15 protein-coding genes are annotated in these 22,379 nt (G+C 75.2%); 5 read left to right on the plus strand and 10 right to left on the minus strand.

Going from position 1 to position 22,379, the window contains the following annotated elements:
* Positions 1 to 2: 2 nt before the first annotated feature.
* Positions 3 to 899, minus strand: coding sequence for a hypothetical protein (locus D5H75_RS32465; protein WP_119930404.1), 897 nt, complete (start codon positions 897 to 899; stop codon positions 3 to 5).
* Between the two features lie 428 nt (positions 900 to 1,327).
* Between D5H75_RS32465 and guaA the strand changes: the two genes are divergently transcribed.
* The 3 genes from guaA to D5H75_RS32480 all read left to right on the plus strand — a co-directional run bounded on the left by guaA (position 1,328) and on the right by D5H75_RS32480 (position 4,594).
* Positions 1,328 to 2,899, plus strand: a complete 1,572-nt coding sequence (gene guaA, locus D5H75_RS32470) for a glutamine-hydrolyzing GMP synthase (protein WP_277949993.1) — start codon at positions 1,328 to 1,330, stop codon at positions 2,897 to 2,899.
* Positions 2,900 to 3,065: 166 nt separating this feature from the next.
* Positions 3,066 to 3,998, plus strand: a complete 933-nt coding sequence (locus D5H75_RS32475; protein ID WP_119930405.1) for a hypothetical protein — start codon at positions 3,066 to 3,068, stop codon at positions 3,996 to 3,998.
* Entirely contained in the window at positions 3,995 to 4,594 is a 600-nt protein-coding gene (locus D5H75_RS32480; protein ID WP_119930406.1) for a hypothetical protein, read from the plus strand. Before D5H75_RS32475 ends, D5H75_RS32480 begins: the two co-directional genes overlap by 4 nt.
* 70 nt (positions 4,595 to 4,664) lie before the next feature.
* Here the strand turns inward: D5H75_RS32480 and D5H75_RS32485 are convergent, their stop codons facing one another.
* Positions 4,665 to 5,705 carry a polysaccharide deacetylase family protein gene (locus D5H75_RS32485; protein WP_119930407.1) on the minus strand — a complete coding sequence of 347 codons (1,041 nt, stop codon included), beginning with the start codon at positions 5,703 to 5,705 and terminating at the stop codon, positions 4,665 to 4,667.
* Between the two features lie 252 nt (positions 5,706 to 5,957).
* On the opposite strand from D5H75_RS32485, the gene D5H75_RS32490 reads away from it, so the two are divergent.
* A complete protein-coding gene (locus tag D5H75_RS32490) occupies positions 5,958 to 7,358 on the plus strand; it encodes a CDP-alcohol phosphatidyltransferase family protein (RefSeq protein WP_202638716.1) in 1,401 nt (466 codons plus the stop codon).
* Positions 7,359 to 7,410: 52 nt separating this feature from the next.
* Entirely contained in the window at positions 7,411 to 10,902 is a 3,492-nt protein-coding gene (locus tag D5H75_RS32500) for a bifunctional glycosyltransferase/CDP-glycerol:glycerophosphate glycerophosphotransferase (RefSeq protein ID WP_119930408.1), read from the plus strand.
* A gap of 71 nt (positions 10,903 to 10,973) precedes the next feature.
* Here D5H75_RS32500 and D5H75_RS32505 read toward each other — a convergent pair whose 3' ends face one another.
* The 8 genes from D5H75_RS32505 to D5H75_RS32540 all read right to left on the minus strand — a co-directional run bounded on the left by D5H75_RS32505 (position 10,974) and on the right by D5H75_RS32540 (position 22,174).
* Positions 10,974 to 12,068 carry a glycosyltransferase gene (locus D5H75_RS32505; protein WP_119930409.1) on the minus strand — a complete coding sequence of 365 codons (1,095 nt, stop codon included), beginning with the start codon at positions 12,066 to 12,068 and terminating at the stop codon, positions 10,974 to 10,976.
* A 3-nt stretch (positions 12,069 to 12,071) separates the two neighbouring features.
* Positions 12,072 to 14,702, minus strand: coding sequence for a bifunctional glycosyltransferase/CDP-glycerol:glycerophosphate glycerophosphotransferase (locus tag D5H75_RS32510; RefSeq protein WP_202638717.1), 2,631 nt, complete (start codon positions 14,700 to 14,702; stop codon positions 12,072 to 12,074).
* A 129-nt stretch (positions 14,703 to 14,831) separates the two neighbouring features.
* A complete protein-coding gene (locus D5H75_RS43670) occupies positions 14,832 to 15,863 on the minus strand; it encodes an SRPBCC family protein (RefSeq protein WP_119930411.1) in 1,032 nt (343 codons plus the stop codon).
* 810 nt (positions 15,864 to 16,673) lie between these two features.
* Positions 16,674 to 17,531: an FAD binding domain-containing protein gene (locus D5H75_RS32520; RefSeq protein WP_119930472.1), complete on the minus strand. Its 858-nt coding sequence runs from the start codon at positions 17,529 to 17,531 to the stop codon at positions 16,674 to 16,676.
* The gene (locus D5H75_RS32525; protein WP_119930412.1) at positions 17,528 to 19,891 is read right to left on the minus strand and encodes a xanthine dehydrogenase family protein molybdopterin-binding subunit; all 2,364 of its coding nucleotides are present in this window, start codon (positions 19,889 to 19,891) and stop codon (positions 17,528 to 17,530) included. Before D5H75_RS32525 ends, D5H75_RS32520 begins: the two co-directional genes overlap by 4 nt.
* Positions 19,888 to 20,364 carry a (2Fe-2S)-binding protein gene (locus D5H75_RS32530; RefSeq protein WP_119930413.1) on the minus strand — a complete coding sequence of 159 codons (477 nt, stop codon included), beginning with the start codon at positions 20,362 to 20,364 and terminating at the stop codon, positions 19,888 to 19,890. The genes D5H75_RS32525 and D5H75_RS32530 overlap by 4 nt, the downstream gene beginning before the upstream one ends.
* Positions 20,365 to 20,481: 117 nt before the next feature.
* Entirely contained in the window at positions 20,482 to 20,667 is a 186-nt protein-coding gene (locus D5H75_RS32535; RefSeq protein ID WP_119930414.1) for a hypothetical protein, read from the minus strand.
* The gene (locus tag D5H75_RS32540; RefSeq protein WP_202638718.1) at positions 20,660 to 22,174 is read right to left on the minus strand and encodes a PspC domain-containing protein; all 1,515 of its coding nucleotides are present in this window, start codon (positions 22,172 to 22,174) and stop codon (positions 20,660 to 20,662) included. The genes D5H75_RS32535 and D5H75_RS32540 overlap by 8 nt, the downstream gene beginning before the upstream one ends.
* Positions 22,175 to 22,379: the final 205 nt, after the last annotated feature.

A 22,379-nucleotide genomic window follows, 5' to 3' on the forward strand; every position in this document is an offset into this window, starting at 1 on the left:
CCTCAGGCGATCCTCGCCAGGTGGTACGTCGTCCGCGACCTCGGCTGCGGGTCACCGGCGCGGTCGGCCACGCCCCACAGCAGGTGGCCGCCCGCCGCGAGCACGAACGACGTGGCCTTCGGCAGGCGGGTGAGCACGCGGGTGCGGGTGTCCAGCACCGCCCCGCCGGTCTCGGCCTGCCAGGCGACCAGCGGCCCGTCGGCGGACATCGTCAGCGCGGGCTCCTCCGGCAGCTCCAGCCGGGACCCGTCGCCCAGCCGCACGATCACGCCCTCGCCCGGGCACCAGGCCAGCACGTCCCCGGCGGCCGCGAACGCCGTGACGTACTCCGCGAGCACCTCGCGCCGGCGCCCCTCCGCCGAGAACCGCACCAGCCGGTCGCCCGCCACCGCCACCACGTCCCGGCCGTACGGCTGCGCGGCCCCCGTCTTCGCCCGCCACACCTTCGGAGCGGAGTCGCCGGGCCGCATGACCATCGCCGACCGGGAGCCGCCCCGGGACGCCGACCAGCGGAGCCGCCCGTCCGCGAGGCTCAGGTCCCCGGCCTCGGCGACCGGCGTCCCGCTCCGCGCCGCGACGCGGGTACGGCCCGAGGCCCGGTCGTGCACCATGAGCCGCCAGCCCGCGGCCTCGCCCTGCGCCGCCGAGTCCAGCCAGGCCACGTGGCGCGCGTCGGCCACGCCGGAGTACGACTGCCGGGTCTTCAGCGCGCCGCCCGACCCGTCCTGGAACCTGGAGAGCACGGTGGCCGCGCCGGTCCCGGGGTCCACCAGGGCGACCGCCGAGCCGACACCGCGCGCGTCCAGCAGCGAGGCGAGGACCTTCCCGTCCGGCGTGAGCCCGATCGGCGCGATGGCCGGGCCGGGCCCGATCGAGCTGTGGAACCTTAGCGGCCTCATTCCGGGCAGGCCCTCCCGGACCGACGTGACGGTCCTGATCCGCCCCGGCGCGGCGGGCGAGGTCCCCGGCCGGGGTGCGGCCGGTCCGGACCTCCCGGGGCTCGCGCCGCCTCCCGGGGCGGAGGGCTTCCCGGCGGAGCCCGGCCCGGTCGCGCCCTGCGACGCGCCGCAGCCGGCGGCCGCCCCGAGGAGGAGGGCGAGAGCCGTACGCCTGCCGACGGCGCGGGCGGTCACGGCCGGGTCCCCGGCAGCGCGCGGAGCCGCCGCCCGCCGTACGGCGGCGCGAGGGGCGGAAGCGGCGTAAGGGGCAGAAGGGATGGAAGGGGCGGAGGCGTCACCGGGGGAATGGGAGGAGCGGCCGGACGGAGGTGAGAGGGCAGGCCATAGACTGGGGAAACTCCGTTCACACCCGGTGCGTGGCACCTTGTTTGGGGGTCTGGATACCGTTGTCCGAGTTCGACACCGTCCTCGTCGTAGATTTCGGTGCGCAGTACGCTCAGCTCATTGCCCGCCGGGTGCGTGAATGCCATGTCTACTCCGAGATCGTGCCCTCCACGATGCCGGTCGAGGAGATGCTGGCCAAGAAGCCGAAGGCGATCATTCTCTCGGGCGGGCCGTCCTCGGTCTACGCCGAGGGGGCGCCGAAGGTGCCGGACGGCCTGTTCGAGACCGGGGTGCCGACCTTCGGGATCTGCTACGGCTTCCAGGCGATGGCCCAGACGCTCGGCGGCACCGTCGCGCGCACGGGGCTGGCGGAGTTCGGCGGCACGCCGCTGGCCGTGGTCTCCGAGGGCGTCCTGTTCGACGGGCTGCCCGAGCGACAGTCGGTCTGGATGTCCCACGGCGACTCCGTGACGGCCGCGCCCGACGGCTTCCGCGTCACCGCCTCGACCGAGGCCACCCCGGTCGCCGCGTTCGAGAACCCCGACCGGGGGCTGTACGGCGTCCAGTTCCACCCCGAGGTGCTCCACAGCGAGCACGGCCAGGCGGTGCTGCGCCACTTCCTGTACGAGGGCGCGGGCTGCCGGCCGTCGTGGACCATGCTCAACATCGTCGAGGACGCCGTCGAGGCCGTGCGCCGGCAGGTCGGCCCGAACGGCCGCGCGATCTGCGGGCTGTCGGGCGGCGTGGACTCGGCGGTGGCCGCCGCGATGGTGCAGCGGGCCATCGGCGACCGGCTGACGTGCGTGTTCGTGGACCACGGGCTGCTGCGCAAGGGCGAGGCCGAGCAGGTCGAGAAGGACTTCGTGGCCGCCACCGGCGTGGACCTGCACGTCGTGGACGCCGCGGAGCGCTTCCTGTCCGCGCTGGCCGGGGTGACCGACCCCGAGGAGAAGCGCAAGATCATCGGTCGCGAGTTCATCCGGGTCTTCGAGGAGGCCCAGCGCGAGATCATGGCCGAGGGCCCGGTGGAGTTCCTCGTCCAGGGCACGTTGTACCCCGACGTGGTGGAGTCCGGGGGCGGCACCGGCACCGCCAACATCAAGTCGCACCACAACGTGGGCGGCCTGCCCGAGGACATGAAGTTCGAGCTGGTCGAGCCGCTGCGCACGCTGTTCAAGGACGAGGTGCGCCAGGCCGGCGAGGAGCTCGGCCTGCCCCCCGCGATGGTGTGGCGGCAGCCGTTCCCGGGTCCCGGCCTGGGCATCCGCATCGTCGGCGAGGTGACCAAGGAGCGGCTGGACATCCTGCGCGAGGCCGACGCGATCGCCCGTGAGGAGCTGTCGCGCGCCGGGCTCGACCGCGAGATCTGGCAGTGCCCGGTGGTGCTGCTGGCCGACGTGCGGTCGGTGGGCGTGCAGGGCGACGAGCGCACCTACGGCCACCCGGTCGTGCTGCGCCCGGTCTCCTCCGAGGACGCCATGACCGCCGACTGGTCCCGGGTGCCCTACGACGTGCTCGCCCGCATCTCCACGCGCATCACCAACGAGGTGCGCGAGGTCAACCGGGTCGTCCTCGACCTGACGAGCAAGCCGCCGGCCACCATCGAGTGGGAGTGACCCCGTGAGGGTGAGCCCGGGCGGCGCGCGGGAGTAATCACGCAAATCCAGGCATAGAGGGGCGAATGGCACATGAGGTGCTATTCGCCCCTCTTCTTTGTCTTTTATTGGTTGATTGCTTGATTTCGCTTGACGCTGTCCTACTTGATAGCAAGCATCGGGAGATATGGGGAGTCGCACGGGCCGCAGGCGGAGCACCAGTGGGCGCGATCTGGTCGCCTACTGGGAGAACGCCGCCGACCTGGGCATCGTGCCGGAGAACACCGCCGTCTCCCTGCGGTCGGCCTGCCTGCGGGTGCTCGCCGTCTACCCCGACTGGGAGACGATCGACGTCACCCGGCTCGACGTCGAGGGCGCGCTGCGGGCCTTCACCCGCGCCAAGGAGCGCACGCTGAGCCAGAGCACCCTCCAGGCGTACCGCTCCCGGTTCCGGCGGGCGGTCGAGGGGTTCCTCTGGGAGGCCCGCGGCCTGAGCGAGTGGGGCCGCACCCCGCCCGAGGCCGGCGGGCCCGCGGACCCGGACGACGCGGACGACCCGGACGACGCGGGCGGCCCGGAGGACCTGGACGACCAGGACGGCCAGGACGCTCATGACGAGGCGGGCGACCCGGACTCCGGGGACGCCGGCGGCGACCGGGACGGCCGCGAGGGCGACGAGTCCGCCGAGAGCGTGGTCGAGTACGTCGCGCCGCCCCGCGCGAGCCGCGCGGCCGCCTACGCCGGGGGCGGCGCCCGCGCCCGCGCGCAACTGGACGTCGTGAAGTACGACCTGCCCCTGGCCGGCGGCCGTCTTGCCCGCCTCGTGCTCCCGGTGGACCTGACCGCCGCCGACGTCGAGCGGCTCTACGCCTTCCTGCGCACGCTCCCGCTCCCGGACCCCGCGCCGCCCGTCCCCGTCCCCGCCCCGGCCGTCCCGGCCGTCAGCCCACCGTCCGCCCCGTCCCCGGGCCCGTCCCCGGGCCACGTGGCCCACGGAGCCCACGCCGGTACGGCGGGCCGGGGGCGCGACGCCGTTCCCCGGGAGGACGCGCCGCGTGCGCGCGGGCGTGACGCCGTACCGGATGAGGAGGAGAGTCCGCTCCGGGAGACGGGCACGTGACTCGGGTCGCCTACGTCGATGAGTCGATCCACGACCGGCACGGGCTCTACGTGGTCGCGGGCGTGGTCGCGGAGCCACGGCTGAGCGCGGTCGTGCAGCGGGAGCTGTCGGCGGCGGCGCCCTTCCCCGGCGGTCCGCACTGGCACGCCGAGCGGGCCCAGGTGCGCTGGCGGCTGGTGCGGGCGATCGCCGAGCTGCCGGTGCGGGCCTCGGTCCACGCCGCCCGGTTCCCCGAGCCCAAGGCCAAGGAGGCGGCGCGCGCCCGCGCGATGGAACGGCTGGTGCGCGGGCTGGAGCCGGAGGTGGGCGGGCTGGTGCTGCACACGCGCGAGGCGGCGCAGAACAAGCTCGACCGGCGGCTGCTGCGCGCGCTGGCCGGCCGGGCCCCGCGGTTCAGGTACGACCACCAGACCTCGGACAAGGAGCCGCTGATCTGGCTGCCGGACATCGTGGCCGGGGCCGCCGCCGCGCACCTGATCGACCCGGTCCCCGCGTACCTGCGGGTGCTCGCGCCCGTGCTCGCCGTACTGGAGGTAGAAGAAACCCCCACCGAGGCGGAGAACTTCACCCGATGGGGGAGAGATTTGGGCGCGTAGGCCGGGCGCCCGTCGTCCGGCGGGAAACCCGGCCCCGCTTCCCGGGCCGAAAAGGCCCGGGCGATCCGGATTATCTCACGACGAGCGGCTGCGACTCCGTCCGCCGATCCTCGGCGTCCTCCACGGGCCGGTCGACCGGCCGGTCCACGGGCCCGTCCGCCGGGCTCTCCTCGCGGCGCCGCTCGGGGATCTCCTCGCGCGGGAGGTCGGACACCTGCTCGCCCAGATCCTGCTGGAGCGGCGGCGGCAGGACGATCCCGGGGTCGTCGGCGCGCTTACACGCGCCCGCGCCCGAGCAGTAGCGCTCGCCGGGGATGAGCGTGCGCCCGCGCAGGAGCGTGCCGACCGGGACGATGTGGAAGCCGCGCTGGCGAAGCTCCCGGATGATGTGCGGCATCGCGGTGGTCGTCGAGGGGATGGGGTCGTGCATGAGCACGATCCGGTCCCGCTTCGCGTGCAGGATGGTGCGTTCCACGGTGGACCTGGCGCTCTTGAACCGCCAGTCCCGCGAGGTCGCCGACCACAGGATCTGGGACACCCCCAGCTCGGCCGTCACCCGGTCCACGGCGTCGCTGGTCGCGCCGTACGGCGGGCGCATGAACCTCGGCGTGCGCCCGGTGGCCCGGCGGATCACCCGCTGCGTGTCCGCGATCTGCTTGCGGATGCCCTCGTCGGAGAGCGTGGTGAGCCGCGCGTGCGTGTAGGTGTGGTTGCCGATCTCGTGGCCCTCGCGGACCATGCGGCGCAGCAGGTCGGGACGGACCTTCGCCCGCTCGCCCATGACGAAGAAGGTGGCCTTGACGCCGTGCCTCTTGAGCACGTCGAGGAGCTTGCCGGTCACGGCGACCGGGCCGTCGTCGAAGGTGAGCGAGACGCACTTGACGCGGCGGCAGTCCACGCGGCGGGACGTCCCGGCGGCGGCGTCCGGCCCGCCGGGGGTGGCGGTGGGCGTGCCCGGGCCGGGGGTGAACGAGACGTTCGCGGAGATCGGGACCGGCAGAACGCCGTTCCCGGCGGTGGGGTCGGCCGCGGCGGCCGGGGCGAGCCCGAACGCGGCGACGGTGATACCGGCCGAGACGATGGCCAGGCGGCCCCTGCGGCGAAGAGTCATGCGTACGGCTCCTCGTGACGAGCGGCTTGCGCCGTAACCCGATACAAAAGCTGTGCCGCCGGGCACCGCTGTCGTGGAGCGTAGCGGATGATGCCACTGGTTCGGGTAACGCTTCAGGGAAAGCCGGGCCTACCAGCAACTCCCGGCACAGGGGATGAATTCGCCCGCGCACCCGTCAAGAACTGGTCATGACGTGGTTTGCGCCTGGCCACTCGCGCGCCTGACGCGCCCCGTCCTGGTGATCCTGCTGGCATGACGACGTTCTCGCCGGCCGACGTTCGCGCGGTGTGCAAGCCCAGGGACTCGTGGTGGACCGTGATGGTGGTCGATCCGCTCGCGCTCCCGATCGTGCGGCTCCTGGCCAACCGCACGTCCGTCACCCCGAACCAGGTCACGCTGGGCGCGTTCGCGCTGGGCCTGGTCGCCGCCGCGTGCTTCACGCAGGCGTCCTGGCCCTGGCTGGCGCTCGGCGCGCTCGTCTTCCACCTCGGCTTCGTGCTGGACTGCGTGGACGGCAAGCTGGCCCGGCTCAAGGGCAACGGGAACGTCTTCGGCCAGTGGCTCGACTTCGTCCTCGACCGCGTCCGCGCCGCGGCCTGCGCGTTCGCCCTGGCGTACGGGCAGTTCCAGGCGAGCGGCGACCTGAAGTTCGTCTACCTGGGCGTGCTCATCGTGGTGCTGGACCTGTTCCGGTACATGCACGGGCCGCAGCTCGCCAAGGTGCGGCGGGCCATGTGCAACCGGATCGAGGAGCGGCTGGAGGAGTACGGCCGCCCGGCCGCGCCGGCCGGGAGCGCGGGGGCGGCCCGGCCCGCGCAGGCCGCGCCCGCCGCGCCGGCCGGGTCGCGGCCCGACGCGCGGGTGGTGTTCCTGGAGGACCTGCTGCGGCAGTACCCCGAGACCGACCCGGACGAGGCGGGCGCGGGCGGCGGGGTGATCGACCTGCACAAGGGGTTCCGGTCCCGCTTCCCGTGGTACGACCGGTTCCGGCTGTGGGGCGTGCGGCACCGCGTCCGGCCGCACCTGGTCAGCGGGATCGAGTTCCACATGAGCGCGTTCGTGGTCGGCCCGCTGCTCGGGCCCGCGGCCCTGATCCCGGTGACGGTGGCCGCGGCGGCGCTGCTGGTCCTGTTCGAGCTGGCGCTGATCTACAAGATGTGGCTGTCCACCAAGGACTTCGAGCGCGTGATCGCCGAGGTCGGCGCGATGGAGCCGGCCCCGGCCCCGGCCCCGGCCCCGGCCCGGGGCGCGGCCCGCGACCAGGAGCGCACGCACGCCTTCCCGGCGGCCGCCCAGGCCCAGTCCGCCGCCCAGGCCCAGTCCGCCGCCCAGGCCCAGTCCGCCGCCCAGGCCCAGTCCGCCGTGCCCGCGCAGGGCCCGGCCCCGGAACAGGCCCCGGCTCCCGCGGCGCCCTCCGCACCGGCCGCACCGCAGGTGTCCGCCCAGCCCGGCACCCCTGCCGGGACCGCTGCCGGGGCCGCGACCGGTGCGGCGGCCGGGGCCGCGGCCGGTGGCGGGGCTCCGGCCGACGCGCAGCCCGGCGCCCGGTCCGGCGGCCAGGTCAGCGCCCAGGCCGACACCCAGATCATGGCGCCGATCAAGCTCGGGCCGTCCGGGCCCGCCCCCTCCGCGGCGGAGATGACCCGGCGCTGACCGGTCCGGAGCGGGCGCGGACGTCCCCCCGAACACGAGGAGTGGTTTCCCCATGACGCCCAGGCTGAGCGTCGTCGTCCCCTTCTACAACGTCGAGGCGTACCTGGACGAGTGCCTGGAGTCCCTCGCCGCGCAGACCCTGCGCGACGTCGAGTTCGTCCTGGTGGACGACGGCTCCTCCGACGGCGGCGAGGTCATCGCCAAGGCCTGGGCGGAGCGCGATCCTCGCTTCCGGCTGGTCTCGCAGGAGAACCGGGGCCTCGGCCCGGCCAGGAACGCCGGGGCGGCCGAGGCGCGGGGCCGGTACCTGGCGTTCGCCGACAGCGACGACGTGCTCCCGCGCTACGCGTACGAGCAGCTCGTCGGCTCGCTGGAGGAGACCGGCTCCGACCTGGCCTGCGGGAACGTCCGCCGCTTCACCTCGACGGCAGTGCGCCCCTCGCCCCTGCACGCGCGCCCGTTCCGGCGCACGGCCCGCCGTACCCACGTCAGCCGCGACCCCGACCTGCTGCTGGACCGGACGGCGTGGAACAAGGTCTTCCGGCGCGACTTCTGGGACGAGCACGGGCTGGAGTTCCCGGCCGGGCTGTACGAGGACGCGCCGGTGACGATCCCCGCGCACGTGCTCGCCCGCTCGGTGGACGTGTTCAGCGCGCCGGTGTACTTCTGGCGCGAGCGCGAGTCCGGCGAGCCCTCGATCACCCAGCTCCGGACGCAGGCCGAGAACCTCGCGGCCCGGCTCGCCTCGATCCGCCGGGTGCGCGACTTCATGCGCTCCCACGCGACGCCGTACCTCCGCGACCGGTACGAGGAGCTGGTGCTCCGCAGCGACCTGCCGCTGTACGTCAAGGAGTTCGACGCCGCCGACGACGAGTACCGCGAGCGGCTGCTGACGCTGGTGGGGGAGTACCTGGCGACGGTCCCGCCGGAGGTGCTGTCGGCGCTGCCGTTCGCCGAGCGGCTGATGTACCACCTGGTCGCCCACGGCATGGCCGACGAGCTGCGGGCCGAGCAGCGGGCGGCGCGCGAGGGGCGGGGCCAGGCCCCGGTGGCGCGGCGGCTGCGCCGCTGGCACGCCGAGCACCCGTTGCGGGAGGACCGGCGGTTCCCGCGCGAGCTGTTCCGGGTGGCCGAGGACGAGCTGGAGCTGGTCTGCCGGGCCGACCGGGTGCGGTGGCGCGACGACGGGCGGCTGAGCGTCTCCGGGCACGCCTACGTGCCCGGGCTGGACCTGTCGGGGGAGCGCGACGCGAAGCTGAAGGCGTGGCTGCGCAACACCCGCAGCGGGCGCAGGCTCGCGCTGCCGGTGCGGCGGGTCTGCCGCCCGGACGTGACCGCCGGGTCGGACCAGGCGGTGGTCTGCTACAACTGGTCCGGGTTCGAGGCGGACGTGGACCCGGCGGCGTTCGGCCCCGGCTCGGCGTCGTCCTGGGAGCTCCAGGTCGAGGTGACGACGCGGGGGCTCACCCGGCGCGGCGGCCTCGCGGTCCCCTCGGGGAGCCCGGCGCGGCGCTCGCCCGGCCGGGAGATCGCGCCCGGGGTGTGGCTGCGGGCGATGGCGTCCGAGGACGACGTGCTCACGGTGAAGGTGCAGCCGGTCTCGGCGGCGGTCGGCGTGTGCGCGCTCGCCGGGGACGTGCTGGAGCTGCGCGGCTGGGGCCCGGCGCTGGAGGACCGCGAGCTGCTGCTGCGGCTGCGGCGGGGCACCCGGGAGCTGCGCGTCCCGGTCGAGGCGGACAAGAGCGTGCGCGGCGGGTTCCGGGCCCGGGTGCCGCTGGTCGAGCTGGCCGTGACCACGCCGCCCGAGCACGCGGTGCGCACGTCCACCGACGTGCTGGACGCGGGCGTGCACTGGGACCTGTACCTGGACACGCACGGTCGGCGGCCGGTGCGGGTCGCGGCCGACCGGGCGCTGGCCGAGACGCGGTTCGGCGTCGGCAGCCGGGAGATCGCGCTCGTGCGCACCCGCGCGGGCAACCTCAGCTTCGTCGAGCGCTCGGTGCGCGCCGTGCTGACCGAGGTCGCCTGGACCGCCGGGGGCCGCCTGACGATCGCCGGCGACTACACCGACCCGGAGGACCGCCCGGACCGCCTGATCCTGCGGCGGCGCGGCACCGGCGAGGAGCACGGCGTGCCGCTGCGCTGGTCGGGCGGCCACTTCACCGGCGAGTTCGCCCCGGCCGCGATGCCGCTGTACGGCGAGCTCACGCCGCTGCGGTCGGGCTCGTGGGACCTGCTCACCCGGGGCGCGGCGGGCGACCGCGCCGTACACCTGTCCCAGGGGCTGCTGGAGGACCTGCCGGACCCGCGCGAGCTGGGCATGCACCGGTTCCAGCCGCACTTCTACCGGGGCGACCGGGCGTGCCTGGTGGTGCAGCGCGCGCTGGGCGGGGCCGAGGGCAGGTACGCGCAGCGCGTGCTGGCCGAGCGGGACTACCCGGTGCACCGGGCCAGGGTCGTACGCGATCTGGTGGTCTTCGAGTCCTGGCGCGGGCGGCAGTACTCCGACAGCCCCCGGGAGATCCACCGCGAGCTGGTCGCGCGGGGGTACTCCGGCGAGTGCGTCTGGGTGAGCGCGGACGGGCAGGTCGTCCCGCCCGAGGGCACGCGCGTGGTGGCGCGCGGCAGCCGGGAGCACTACGAGGCCCTGGGGACCGCCTCGCACGTGATCTCCAACGACAACCAGCCGGACTGGTACGTCAAGCGCCCCGGCCAGACGTACGTCCAGACCTGGCACGGCACGCCGCTCAAGCGCGTGGGCCACGACATCGGGACCGTCAGGTTCGCCACCGGGTCCGACTACCTGCGCCGCTTCTCCCTGGAGGTGGCCAAGTGGGACCTGCTCGTCTCGCCGAACGCCTTCAGCACCCCGATCTTCCAGCGGGCCTTCCGGTACGGCGGCGCCGTGCTGGAGTCGGGGTACCCGCGCAACGACCCGCTCCACCGGGAGGAGGGGCGCGAGGAGACGGCGGACCGGGTGCTGGCGCGGCTGGGCCTGCCCGAGGGCAAGCGCGTCGTGCTGTACGCGCCGACCTGGCGCGACGACCGGGGAGCCGGCGGCGGGCGGTACCGGCTGGACGTGCACCTGGACCTGGACCGGGCCCGCCGCACGCTCGGCGAGGACCACGTGCTGCTGGTCCGGGGCCACCTGCACACGGCGAACGCGCTGCCGGAGGACGCGACCGGGTTCGTGCGGGACGTCACGCGCTACCCGGACGTCACCGAGCTCCTGCTGATCACCGACGTCCTGGTCACGGACTACTCGTCGCTGATGTTCGACTTCGCCGGGACCGGCCGCCCGATGGTCTTCTACACCTACGACCTGGAGCACTACCGGGACGACCTGCGCGGCTTCTACTTCGATCTGGAGTCCGAGGCCCCCGGCCCGCTCGTGCGCACGGGAGACGAGCTGATCGACGCGCTGCGGGAGCCCGACGCCGGGCCGTACCGGACGCGGTACGAGGCGTTCCGGGAGAGGTTCTGCCACCTGGACGACGGGAACGCCGCCGGGCGGGTGGTGGACCGGCTCTTCCCCGGCCTCTGAGCGCACCGCCTCCGAGCGCACCGCCTCCGAGCGGGCCGCCGGGACGGGCGGCCGGGGGACGGGCGGTCAGGTCAGCGCTCGATCTCCTCGAACAGTTCCTCCCACCGGTCGAGGACGCGTTCGAGGCGCAGGTGGGAGACGTGCTCGCGGGCCCGCGAGCCCATCCGCAGGCGCAGGGCGCGGTCGCGCATGAGGCGGGTCAGGGCGCCGGCGAAGGCGTCCTCGTCGCTTGGGGGGACGAGGACGCCGGTCCGGTCGTGCGCGACCAGGGACCGGATCCCTCCCGGCCCGTCGAAGGACACCGCGGGCACGCCGTACGCCGCGGCCTCCGGCAGGGCGGGCGGTGGTCCGCCGAACTCGCCGGTCACGGCGACGATGGAGGCCTCGGCGCACTCCCTGGCCAGGTCGCGGGCCCGGCCCCGGAACGCGACCCGGTCGGCGACGCCGAGGTGGAGCGCGAGCGCGCGCAGCCGTTCCTCCCACGGGCCCTCGCCGATCAGGTGCAGCTCCCAGACCTCGTCCACGCGCCCGGCCGCCGCCGCGAAGGCGCCGATCAGCAGGTCGAACCGGGCCCGCCAGGTCAGCGGCCCGACGCCGAGCACGCGCGGCCGGGCCAGCGCGGCGGGCTCGGCCGGGTAGAAGGCCAGCGGGTCCGGGATCGCGGCCGTGTTGGGCAGGCGCTCGGCGGCGAAGGCGCGTGCGTCCTCCTCGGTGAGGAAGACCGACCTGGCCATGCCCGGGTAGTCGCGGCGGATGATCCGCAGGTGCGCGGGGTCGAGCCGGGCCTGCCGGTACGACCGGGCGCACCGCCCGATCCTGCTCAGGCCCGGCGCGGGCACGTGCCGCAGCCAGTCGCTCGCCCCCGGGGACGCGATCACCACGTGGCCGCCGCGCGCGGCCTCGAACCGCCGCGCCATCTCGGCCCGCGCCCGCCGCAGCCGCCCCCGCCCGTCGCGAAGGAGCCGCCCCGGACGCCGGTCGTACAGCGTGACCAGGTCGTACGCCGGGTCCGCGACGTGGCGGACGGGCTCGGCGGCCGGCAGCACGCCCGCGAGCGTGACCCGGTGCCCCCGGACCGCCAGGCCCTGCGCCAGCAGGTGCAGCGCGCGCGGCTCCTCGCCGGCCGCGTCGTTCTCCAGGCCGAACAGGATCACCTCGCGCGGCATCGGTCAGCCCCTCCGGGGCACGTCCGCGAAGAACGCGTCCACCACGGCCTTGGCTGCGTACCCGGTCTCCCGCTCGCACCAGGCGCGCTGGAACGCGGCGTACCGTTCGGCGTACTCGGCGCGCACCCGGTCCAGGTCGCCGAGCGCCGCGACCACCTCGTCCGCGGTCTCCAGCACCGGGCCGGGCACGAGGTCCCCGTCGTCCGGCCGGCGCTCGCGGCCGGCCGCGTGGAGCAGGATCGGCCGGCCGGTCACCGCGTAGTCCCGCGTCAGCGGGGAGCGGTCGGTCAGCAGGGCGTCCGAGGCCAGGATCAGGTCGTTGAGCCGCAGGCCCATGCCGTCCCGGACGAACCCCCGCAGCCGGGGCGGGATCGCGTGCCGCCCGGACGGGTGCGGCCGCAGGACCACGATCCACTCGCCGCCCAGCGCCGCCGCCAGCCGGTCCAGGTCCAGGTCCGGCCGCGCGCGCCGGCCGCGCGCGTCGTCGCGGCCCGCCGGGGCGTACAGCAGCACCCGGCGCCCGGCCGGGATCTCCAGCGCGCGCAGGGCCGCCGCCGCGGTCTCCTGCCGCCCGGGCTCGTCCCAGCGCACCAGTTCGTCGTTGCGGGGGGAGCCGGTCCGGAGGATCTCCCCCGTGTGCTCGTGCAGGGGCGCGAACGCGCGCTCCAAGCCGGCGCTCGGGGCGAGGAGGGCGTCCCAGCGCGCCGCGGGCTTCTCACCCGCCCGCGGCTCCAGAAGGGCCGGCTCCAGGTCCTGCCCGTATCCCGTCCGCAGGTACCGGTTGCCGCGCCGCTTGGCGAACAGCGGCGGCAGGCCGTGGTCGGCCACCCAGTACCGCGCCCGCGCCATCGCGACCAGATGGCGGCGGCTCCGGCGGCGGACCACCTCGGCGTCGCCGGGGAAGCCGCGCGCCGAGCCGTCGTGCACCCAGACCGCCTTCAGCGGCAGCCCGTGCCGCCGCGCCTCCTCGTAGATCGCGCGCGGGTCCCCGTCGTACCGCCCGGCGGCGTCGAACACCGCCAGGTCCCGCCGCATCGGCAGCCTCGCCGCCAGGGCGTACACCAGCCGGTCCGGCACGTGGAGGGAGATCGCCGCGCCCGCCCGCCGCGCCCGGCCCGCCGCGGCCTCCGGCATCCGCGCGAGCCCCGCGCGCCGCCAGCCCACCTTCAGCGTGGACCCCGCGATCACCCGCACGGTGCGCCGCCGTCCCGGCCCGCCCACCTCCGCGGTCAATCGCGCGGGCAGGGCGGGCCGCAGCGGGGCCGCGTTCTCCCGGCCTCCCCGGGCGATCACGATCCGCGGCTCGTCGGTCCGGTCCGGGCCCCGCCCGCCGTACGGCACGAGCCCGAGGTCCACCTCGACGCGCGCGGTGAAGCGGCCCTCGCCCGCGGGCTCCAGCTCGAACCGGTGGCGGAGCGGATCGCCCGGGCGCGCGGCCACCCGCAGCTCCGCCGTGACGGGGCCGGCGGGCAGCACGCGCGCCGGGTCGTAGGTCCGGACGCGCAGCGCCAGCGTCGTGCCGCCGAGCCCGAGCACCTCGCAGTCGTGACGCAGCGGCGCCTGGGCGAACGGGCGGTCCAGCAGCCCCAGCTCCGTCAGGTCCAGCTCCGGGTCCCCCGGCTCGCCGCCCCAGTACGGCCGGCCCCCGGCGTACGAGACGTGGCGCGGGGGCAGCTCCCCGTCGAAGCAGCGGGCGGCCTCCACGGCCTCCTCAAGCCGGTGGGACCGCAGCAGCCGGACGCAGACGCGTTCCATCCGGGGCAGCCGCGCGATCGCCGCCGGGCGGATCCTGTCCAGGTACGGCACGGCCACGCGGGCGAGGCCGAGCACCCACTCGGCGGGGCGCCCGGGCAGGTCGCCCAGGTACGGGCGCAGGTCCTGGCGGAGGAAGCGGAAGTCCGCGGCCGCGCGCAGGCCGGCGCGGCCCGACGCGGCCAGGAACCCGTCGGCGAGCCGGGCCGCCGCGATCCGCCGCTCCAGGCCGGACAGGTGGTCCCGGCCGCCGGAGCCCGGCCCGCCCTCCCGGCTCACCCGCCGGTGGTAGACCACCCACGGCACCACGCCGTAGCGGCGGGCCAGGCAGTACGCCTGGATCGCCCAGAGCGGGTCCTCGTGGCGGGCGCCGTCGCGGAACCGCATCCGGCTCCGCTCCAGGAAGTCGCGGCTGTAGATCTTGTTGGTGGCCAGGCAGTCGAACAGCGCCTCCGGCTCGTCGCGCACGTCGGCGACCACGCGCTGCGGGGTGAACAGGCGCGGGTGCCACAGCGGGCCCCGCCTCTCGCCCTCGGCCACCCGCCGCACCGCGCCGGTCACGAAGTCCGCCCCGGTGCGCTCGATCTCCAGGAGCAGGCTCTTGCAGGCGTGCGGGGACAGTTCGTCGCCGGACTCCAGGAACATCACGTACGGCGCGCGCGCCACGTCCAGCCCGTCGTCGCGCTGGGCGCGGGGGTCGCCGTCGCCTGGGGGGCGGTGGTGGCGCACGCGCGGGTCTTCCTCGGCCAGTTCCGCGACGGTCGCGCGCGCGTCGCCGGCGGGGTCCACCACGATGACCTCGAGGTTGCGGAGCGACTGCCCGAGGACCGACTCCACCGCCCGCCGCAGCCGCTCCGCGCAGCCGCGTGAGATGACGAGCACGCTGCAATCGGGCCGTGTCATCCGTCCCCCCGAACGATCGGTGACGAGCCTTTCCGAACCCGGGGCTACCCGACCGGCAGAGACGGCAAACTGGCCTGGTCAGGGCCTTGATCACCGTTGTCCGGCGGATTACCGGCGACGTGCGAGGCGGCGCGCGATCCACACGATCGCGAAGATCGCGGCCAGCGCGGCGAGCACGGGCGCGGCCCGCTTCAGCACCGGCGCGCCCGCCACCTCCAGCAGGTCCAGCGCCTCGTTTTCGGCGGGCCGCCCGGGCTCGGGAACCGCGCTCAGCCGCCTCCCCTCGCCCGCCGTACGGCTCCCGCCCGCCTCGGCGGCCGGCGTGCTTTCGGAGGGCGCGCCCGCTGAGGGGGTCGATCCGGGGGACACGGTCTCGGGGGACGCGGTCTCGGAGGGGGTGGCCTCGGAGGGGGTGGCCTCGGAGGGGGTGGCCTCGCGCGCGGTCTGGTGCGCGGTCTCGGAGGGCACGGTCTCGGAGGCCGCGGTCTCGGAGGGCACGGGGGCGGGCTGGTCCGCCGGGGCGGGCGCGGCGGGCGGGGTCTCGGGCCCGGCCGCGACGGCGGCGGCCGCGACCGCCGTGGGGTCGGCCGTCTCCCGGCCGGCGACGGAGGCGGCCCCCGTGGCGGCGGGTGCCGGCGCGGCCTCGGCGGCGGGGGACGGGGCCCCGGACGCGGGGGCGTCACCGGGGGCCGGGGCCTGGAGGCGGGCGGCGAGATTGGCCGCGAACTTGTCGATGAGCTTGGCGCCGACCTCGGCCATCACGCCCCGGCCGAACTGGGCGGGCCGCCCGGTCACCGAGAACGTGGTGCGCACCGCGACCCGGGTCCGCTCGCCGTCCGCGTGGAGCTGGGCCCGGACCGTGGCGTCGGCGGTCCCCGGACCCCGCGCCTCCTTGCCCGCCGCCTTGATCGTCACCGTATAGGCGTCCTTGTCCACCTCGGTGAACTCGGCCCGGCCCCGGTACGTCACGGTGATCGGGCCGACCTTCACCTTGATGCGCCCGGTGAGGACGTCGCCCTCGCGGGAGTCCAGCGTGGCCCCCGGCATGCACGGCGCGACCTCCTCGACGTCGAGCAACGTCACCCAGGCCCGCTCCACCGGCACCGGAACCGTGAACTCGTGCTCGAACCGCATCGCCATACCCGCCTCCTCAACGCTACGCAGACCCTACCGACACCCCCCGATCCCGTGAATCCACCCTCTCGCCCCGATCATGCACGTTCGGTCACCCTCTGTACGCCGAACCCCCCGACTCCCCCCATCCCCTCACCCGCCAAGCCCCTCACCCTCGCCGTGCGGCGGACCTTCCCTCTCGCCGTGATCATGCAGTTTTGATCACACCGTGTGCGCAAAACTGCATGATCACGACGAAGGAAGGACCCCTGGAGGACCACCTCATAGGGAAACCACCTCATGGGGAAACCACCTCATGGGGAAACCACCTCGCGGGGAAACCACCTCGCGGGGGAACCGGCTCGCGGGGGAACCGCCTGGCGGGGAAACTGCCTGGCGGGAACGGGCTGGTGCCCGTCGCGGCGGTGGCGTCCGCGGCGGTCCTTCCCTCTCGCCGTGATCATGCAGTTTTGATCACACCGTGTGCGCAAAACTGCATGATCACGACGAAGGAGGGACCCCCTGGAGGACCACCTCATGGGGAAACCACCTCATGGGGAAACCACCTCATGGGGAAGCCACCTCGCGGGGAAGCCACCTCGCGGGGGAGCCGGCTCGTGGGGAAACCGGCTCGCGGGGGAACCGCCTGGCGGGGAACTGCCTGGCGGGGAAACTGCCTGGCGGGAACGGGCTGGTGCCCGTCGTGGTGGTGGCGTTTGCGGCGGTCCTTTCCTCTTGCCGTGATCATGCAGTTTTCGTCACAACCTGTGCGTAAAACCGCATGATCACGGCGAGGGGGGCTCGCCTGGGGTGGTTGCGTCCGAGGGGTGGGTGGGGTCAGGCTCGGGCGGCGGTGGCGAGGGCTCGGCGGGTGAGGACCCGGGCCAGGTGGCGGCGGTACTCCGGGGTGGCGTGCAGGTCCGACGCGGGGGAGGTGCCCTCGTCGGCCGTGGCGCACGCGCGGCGGAGCACGTCGTCGTCGATCGCGGCGCCCGCGACCGCCGCCTCCACCGACGAGGCGCGGACGGGCACGGGGGCCATGTTGGTCAGGCCGATCCGCGCCTCGGCGATGTGCCCGTCGGCCCGGCGCACGGCGACCGCGGCCCCGACGATCGCCCAGGCCTGCGCCGTGCGGTGGAACTTCTCGTAGTGGTAGGTCCACCCCGGGCCGAGCTTGGGGATCTCCAGGCCGACCAGGATCTCGTCGGTCTCGAGCGCCGACTCCAGGTAGTCCAGGAAGAAGTCGGCCGCGGCGATCCGGCGTTCCTCCCTGGGCGAGCGGGTGACGAAGACCATGTCCAGGGCGACCGCGACCGACGGGAGGTCGCCCGCCGGGTCCGCGTGCGCCAGGGAGCCGCCGATGGTCCCCCGATGGCGTACGGCCGGGTCGGCCACGGTCGCGGCGGTGAGCGAGACCAGCGGGCAGTGCTCCCGGATCAGGGGGTCGCGCACCAGGTCGTGCTGGGTGGTCATCGCCCCGACGAACAGGTGGTCGCCCTCGTCGCGCACACCGCGCAGCTCGGAGACGCACCCGACGTCCACGAGCACGGACGGATACGCCAGCCGCATCCGCAGCAGGGGCAGCAGCGACTGCCCGCCCGCCAGCACCTTGGCGTCCTCGCCCGCGTCGGAGAGGACGCTCACGGCCTGGGGCAGCGAGGTCGGCTGCGCGTAGTCGAACCGGGCGGGAATCACGAGGCCCCTCCGATCGCGCGCCACACGCGCTCCGGCGTGCACGGCATCTGGACGTCGCGGACGCCGAGGTGGCGCAGGGCATCCACGATCCCGTTGACGACGGCGGGGGTGGAGGCGATCGTGCCCGCCTCGCCCACGCCCTTCACCCCGAGCGGGTTCGAGGTCGCCGGCGTCTCCGTCCTCCCGGTCACGAACGCCGGCAGGTCCGCCGCCGACGGCACCAGGTAGTCGGCGAGCGTGGTGGTCAGCAGGTTGCCCTCGGCGTCGTGCACCGCCTCCTCGTAGAGCGCCTGCCCGATGCCCTGGGCGATGCCGCCGTGCACCTGCCCGTCGACGATCAGCGGGTTCACCACGGTCCCGACGTCGTCCACCGCGACGTACGACCTGATCTTCGTGAACCCGGTCTCGGTGTCCACCTCGACCGCGCACAGGTGCGTCCCGTGCGGGAACGAGAAGTTCGCCGGGTCGAAGGTCGCGCTGGAGTCCAGCCGGGGCTCGATCCCCTCGGGCATGTCGTGCGCGTTGAACACGGCCGCCGCCAGCTCCTGGATCGAGCGTCCCTGCTCCGCGGGCGCGCCCCGGACCCGGAACGCCCCCTCGGCGTACTCCAGGTCGCCCGGGTCGATCTCCATCAGGTGCGCGGCCACCCTGCGCGCCTTCTCCTTGACCTTCTCGCAGGCCAGGTGTACGGCGACGCCGCCGATGGCCAGCGAGCGCGAGCCGTACGTGTCCCAGCCGCGCGGCACCACGGCGGTGTCGCCGTACACGACCGAGACGTCCTCGAACGGCACGCCCAGCGCGTCGGCGGCGATCTGGCTCCAGGCGGTAACGTGCCCCTGGCCGTGCGGCGTCGCGCCGGTCGCGACCTCGACCTTGCCGGTGGGCAGCACGCGCACGTCCGCCTGCTCCCAGCCGCCGGAGGCGTTGCCGAGCTGCCCGAGCACCCTGGAGGGGGCCAGCCCGCACATCTCGGTGTAGGTCGAGATCCCGATCCCGAGCTGCACCGTGTCCCCGCGGTCGCGGCGGTCCTTCTGCTCGGCGCGCAGCTTGTCGTAGCCGAAGAGCTGCAGCGCCTTCTCCGTCGCCGCCTCGTAGTCGCCCGAGTCGTAGGTGAGCCCGGCGACCGTGTCGTACGGGAACTCCCCATGGGTGATCCAGTTGCGGCGCCGCACCTCGACCGGGTCCACGCCGATCTCGGCCGCCAGCTCGTCCATGAGCCGCTCGATCGCGAACGTGGCCTCGGGCCGGCCCGCGCCCCGGTAGGCGTCGGTGGGCATCTTGGTCGTGAACACGCCGGTGCAGCGGAAGTCGTAGGCGGCCATCTTGTAGACGCCGTTGTACATGAACGCGCCGAGCAGCGGGATGCCGGGCGTGACCAGCATGAGGTACGCCCCCATGTCGGCCAGCAGGTCGATCTTCATCCCGCGCAGCCGCCCGTCGGCCTCGGCGGCGATCTGGACCCGCTGGAGCTGGTCGCGGCCGTGGTGCACGGTCAGGTTGCCCTCCGACCGCGACTCGGTCCACTTCACGGGCCTGCCCAGGCGCTTGGCGGCCAGCAGGCAGAGCACCTCCTCGGCGGTGCACTGGAGCTTGGACCCGAAGCCGCCGCCGACGTCCGGCGCGATCACGCGCAGCCGGTGCTCGGGCACCCCGGTGACCGAGGCGAGCAGGAACCGCAGGATGTGGGGGATCTGCGTGGAGGTGTGGACGGTGTACTCGTCGCCGAGGGGGGTCACGACGACCGCGCGCGGCTCCATGGCCGCGGGGATGAGGCGCTGCTGCCGGAACGTCCGGGAGATCACCACCGGCGCGTCGCGGAAGGCAGCCTCCACGTCGCCGTTGCTCAGCGTCCAGGTGTACGCCCGGTTGCCCGCGTCGTGCACGAGCGGGCTGTCGGCGTCCAGCGCCTTCTCCAGGTCCAGCACGGGCGGCAGCGGCTCGTAGTCGATCTCGATGGCCTCCAGCGCGTCCGCCGCGCGGTACCGGTCGGTGGCGACGACGCAGGCCACGGCCTCCCCGACGTACCGGACGGTCTCGGTGGCCATCGGCGGGTGGTCGGGGATCACGATGTCCTCGGTGACCGGCCAGGCGCACGGCAGGCTGCCCTGCTCGGCCCCGAAGTCGGCCCCGGAGAACGCCGCCACGACGCCGGGCATCTCGCGCGCGGCGGAGACGTCCACGCGGGTGATGCGCGCGTGCGCCATCGGGCTGCGCAGGAAGGCGATGTGCAGCAGGCCGGGCGCCTGGATGTTGTCGGTCCACCGGGTCTGCCCGGTGACCAGCCGCGCGTCCTCCTTGCGGCGGCGCGCCCGGCCGACCTCGGACTGGCGGACCTCGGCGGGTGTCGGGGTGACGGTCACGGCCGCTCACCCGCCATCTCCCGGGCCGCGCGCTGCACCGCCCGGACGATGTTGACGTAGCCGGTGCACCGGCACAGGTTGCCCTCCAGGCCGGCGCGGATGTCCTCCTCGGCCGGGTCGGGGTTCTCCTTGAGGAGGTCGAGCGCGGCCATGAGCATGCCGGGCGTGCAGTAGCCGCACTGGAGCCCGTGCTCCTCGTGGAAGGCCTTCTGGAGCGGGTGCCGGTCGCCGTTCGACGCCAGCCCCTCCACGGTCACCAGGTGCGCGCCGTCCGCCTGCACGGCCAGGACCGAGCAGCTCTTGACGCTCTTGCCGTTCATGGAGATCGTGCAGGCGCCGCAGTTCCCGGTGTCGCAGCCGACCGGGGTGCCCACCTTGCCCAGCCGGTCGCGGAGGAAGTGCACGAGGAGCAGGCGCGGCTCCACCTCTTCCTCGTGCCCGACCCCGTCGACGTTGACATTGATCTTGGCCATTCGCCCTCCCACAGCACAGGGGGCCGATCAGGGGATGAATGCCAACGTATGCCGGTACGGAGGGCCCGCCTAGACCCTTCACGGGGTTCGCGGCCCCGGCGCGGCCCCGGCGCGGCCTCAGCGTTTGCGCACGAGCTTGGCGATGATCGCCAGGAGTCCCGCGAACCCCAGGCCGACCAGGAGCACCGGCAGGATCACCAGCGGGTCGGGCTCGGGCCCGGCGGCGTAGCGCCACCCGATCCCGATGAACATCACGCCGCAGAGCAGCGCGAACCAGTCCGTCGGGTGGAGGCGCTTACCCACGGCGCACCTCCACGTCCCCCAGGCTCGCCCGCACGCGCAGCTCGATCACCGGTGGGTTGGGCCCGGCGTCCGGCTCGGCCTCGATCACCCGCTCGTGCCGCACGTTGGCGCCGCCGCGCATGCGCCCGTCGATCCGCACGTCCCCCAGCATCGACGTCGCGGTCACCTCGACCCGGGCGTTCGCCGGCACGATGACCTCCATCTCGCCCAGCCCCACGGCCGCCTCGACGCGGGTGCGCGACCCCGGGGCCAGCGTCAGCAGCGTCAGGTCCAGCCGGCCGCTGCCCACGGCCAGGTTGTGCTCCTGCCGGGCCTCGGGAACCCCGGCGGGCTCCCACCGTTGATCCCCGAACCGCTTGGGCGTCCCGCTCACGGCCGACCCCCCGATGAGCACCAGCGACATGACCGTCCCCACGGCGACCAGCGACGTCGCCCGTCCGTACCAGGCCGAGACCACGAGCCCGGCTCCCACCGTCATCAGCACCGCCCCGCCCAGCACGGGGGAGGCGATGTCCTGCCTGCCCGGCAGGTGTCCCGCCACCGCCGCCCCGACCGCCACCGCCGCGAGCAGCGTCAGCAGCGCGAGGAACGTCCGGGGCCGGCGTTCCTTCCCGGCCTTGCCGCGCTTCGCCGGTGGCGCCGCGGCGCCCGCGCCGCCGTACGGCATCGCCTCGCCGTACGGCACGGCCCCGCCGCGCGGGGGCGGCGCGCCCGTCCCGGCCCGGGCCGGTCCCGGCGGCACGGGCGCCCCGCCCGCGTGGGGCGCGCCCCCGGCGGCCGCGGACGGCGGCCAGGAGTACGGCGCGCCCGCCGCGGAGGCGCCGCGCGCGGGCGGGGCGCCGGGCGGAACGGAGGCTCCGGGCGAGGGGGGAGCGCCCGCCGGGGGCGCGGCGGCCGCCGCCGCGTGGTGTCGCGACCAGCGGTAGGCCCCGTCGGCGGCGCGGCCGGCGTACGGCCCGTGCGGCGCGAACGGCTCGTCCGCGGGCCCCGGCACCGGCGGCGGCGCGGAGGGGCGGTTGGCCTCCTCGGGCGTCACCCGGCTCCGCGAGACCCGCTCGGGCAGCGTCCGCATCAGGGTCCGCAGGTCCGCCCCCCGCGCGTGCGCGGCGAGCAGCACGATCACGAACACCGTCGCGACCACGATCGTGGGGCGGCCGACGCCCCCGGCCCCGAGGTTGACGACCACCCCGAGCGCGAACACCGCGCCCATCAGCGCCAGCACCGTCTCCGGCTCGAACCGGCGCGAGGTCCACTGCTCCAGGTACGAGGGCCGCCCCTGCGGGTCCCCCATGAGCAGCCACCCCGCGGCGTACAGCATGACGCCGACGCCCGAGGCCAGCACCAGCAGGCCCAACCCCACCCGGAACAGGACGGGGTCGATGCCGGTGGCGCGCCCCAGCCCGGCGCAGACCCCCAGCACCATCCGGCCCTCGGCGGCCCGGTGCAGCCGGCGGGGCTCCGCGGCCCCCTCGCCGGGTCCGGCCGCCGCCGGCGCGTTCTCGTCCATGACACCCATCGTCCCGCCACCCCGGGGCCCGCCGCCATCCGGGACGACCCTGACCCGACCCCGATCCGGGTCACGGGCCGACTCCGCCGCCCGGGGCCCCGACCTGGGGCGGCGCGGGCCGGGGCGCGCGGATCACGAGTGCCCGCGGAGGTCAGGGTGTTGTCAGGGGACGGCCCGGATGTGGGCGGGCGCGCGGCCGTGTTTG

It is taken from the genome of Bailinhaonella thermotolerans (assembly GCF_003594875.1).
GTDB lineage: Bacteria > Actinomycetota > Actinomycetes > Streptosporangiales > Streptosporangiaceae > Bailinhaonella > Bailinhaonella thermotolerans.

Coding starts and splice junctions, on each gene's coding strand:
- D5H75_RS32465 (WP_119930404.1), bottom strand. CDS start 899: ATGAGGCCGCTAAGGTTCCACAGCTCGATCGGGCCCGGCCCGGCCATC.
- D5H75_RS32475 (WP_119930405.1), top strand. CDS start 3,066: ATGGGGAGTCGCACGGGCCGCAGGCGGAGCACCAGTGGGCGCGATCTG.
- D5H75_RS32485 (WP_119930407.1), bottom strand. CDS start 5,705: ATGACTCTTCGCCGCAGGGGCCGCCTGGCCATCGTCTCGGCCGGTATC.
- D5H75_RS32490 (WP_202638716.1), top strand. CDS start 5,958: ATGACGACGTTCTCGCCGGCCGACGTTCGCGCGGTGTGCAAGCCCAGG.
- D5H75_RS32500 (WP_119930408.1), top strand. CDS start 7,411: ATGACGCCCAGGCTGAGCGTCGTCGTCCCCTTCTACAACGTCGAGGCG.
- D5H75_RS32505 (WP_119930409.1), bottom strand. CDS start 12,068: ATGCCGCGCGAGGTGATCCTGTTCGGCCTGGAGAACGACGCGGCCGGC.
- D5H75_RS43670 (WP_119930411.1), bottom strand. CDS start 15,863: ATGGCGATGCGGTTCGAGCACGAGTTCACGGTTCCGGTGCCGGTGGAG.
- D5H75_RS32530 (WP_119930413.1), bottom strand. CDS start 20,364: ATGGCCAAGATCAATGTCAACGTCGACGGGGTCGGGCACGAGGAAGAG.
- D5H75_RS32540 (WP_202638718.1), bottom strand. CDS start 22,174: ATGGACGAGAACGCGCCGGCGGCGGCCGGACCCGGCGAGGGGGCCGCG.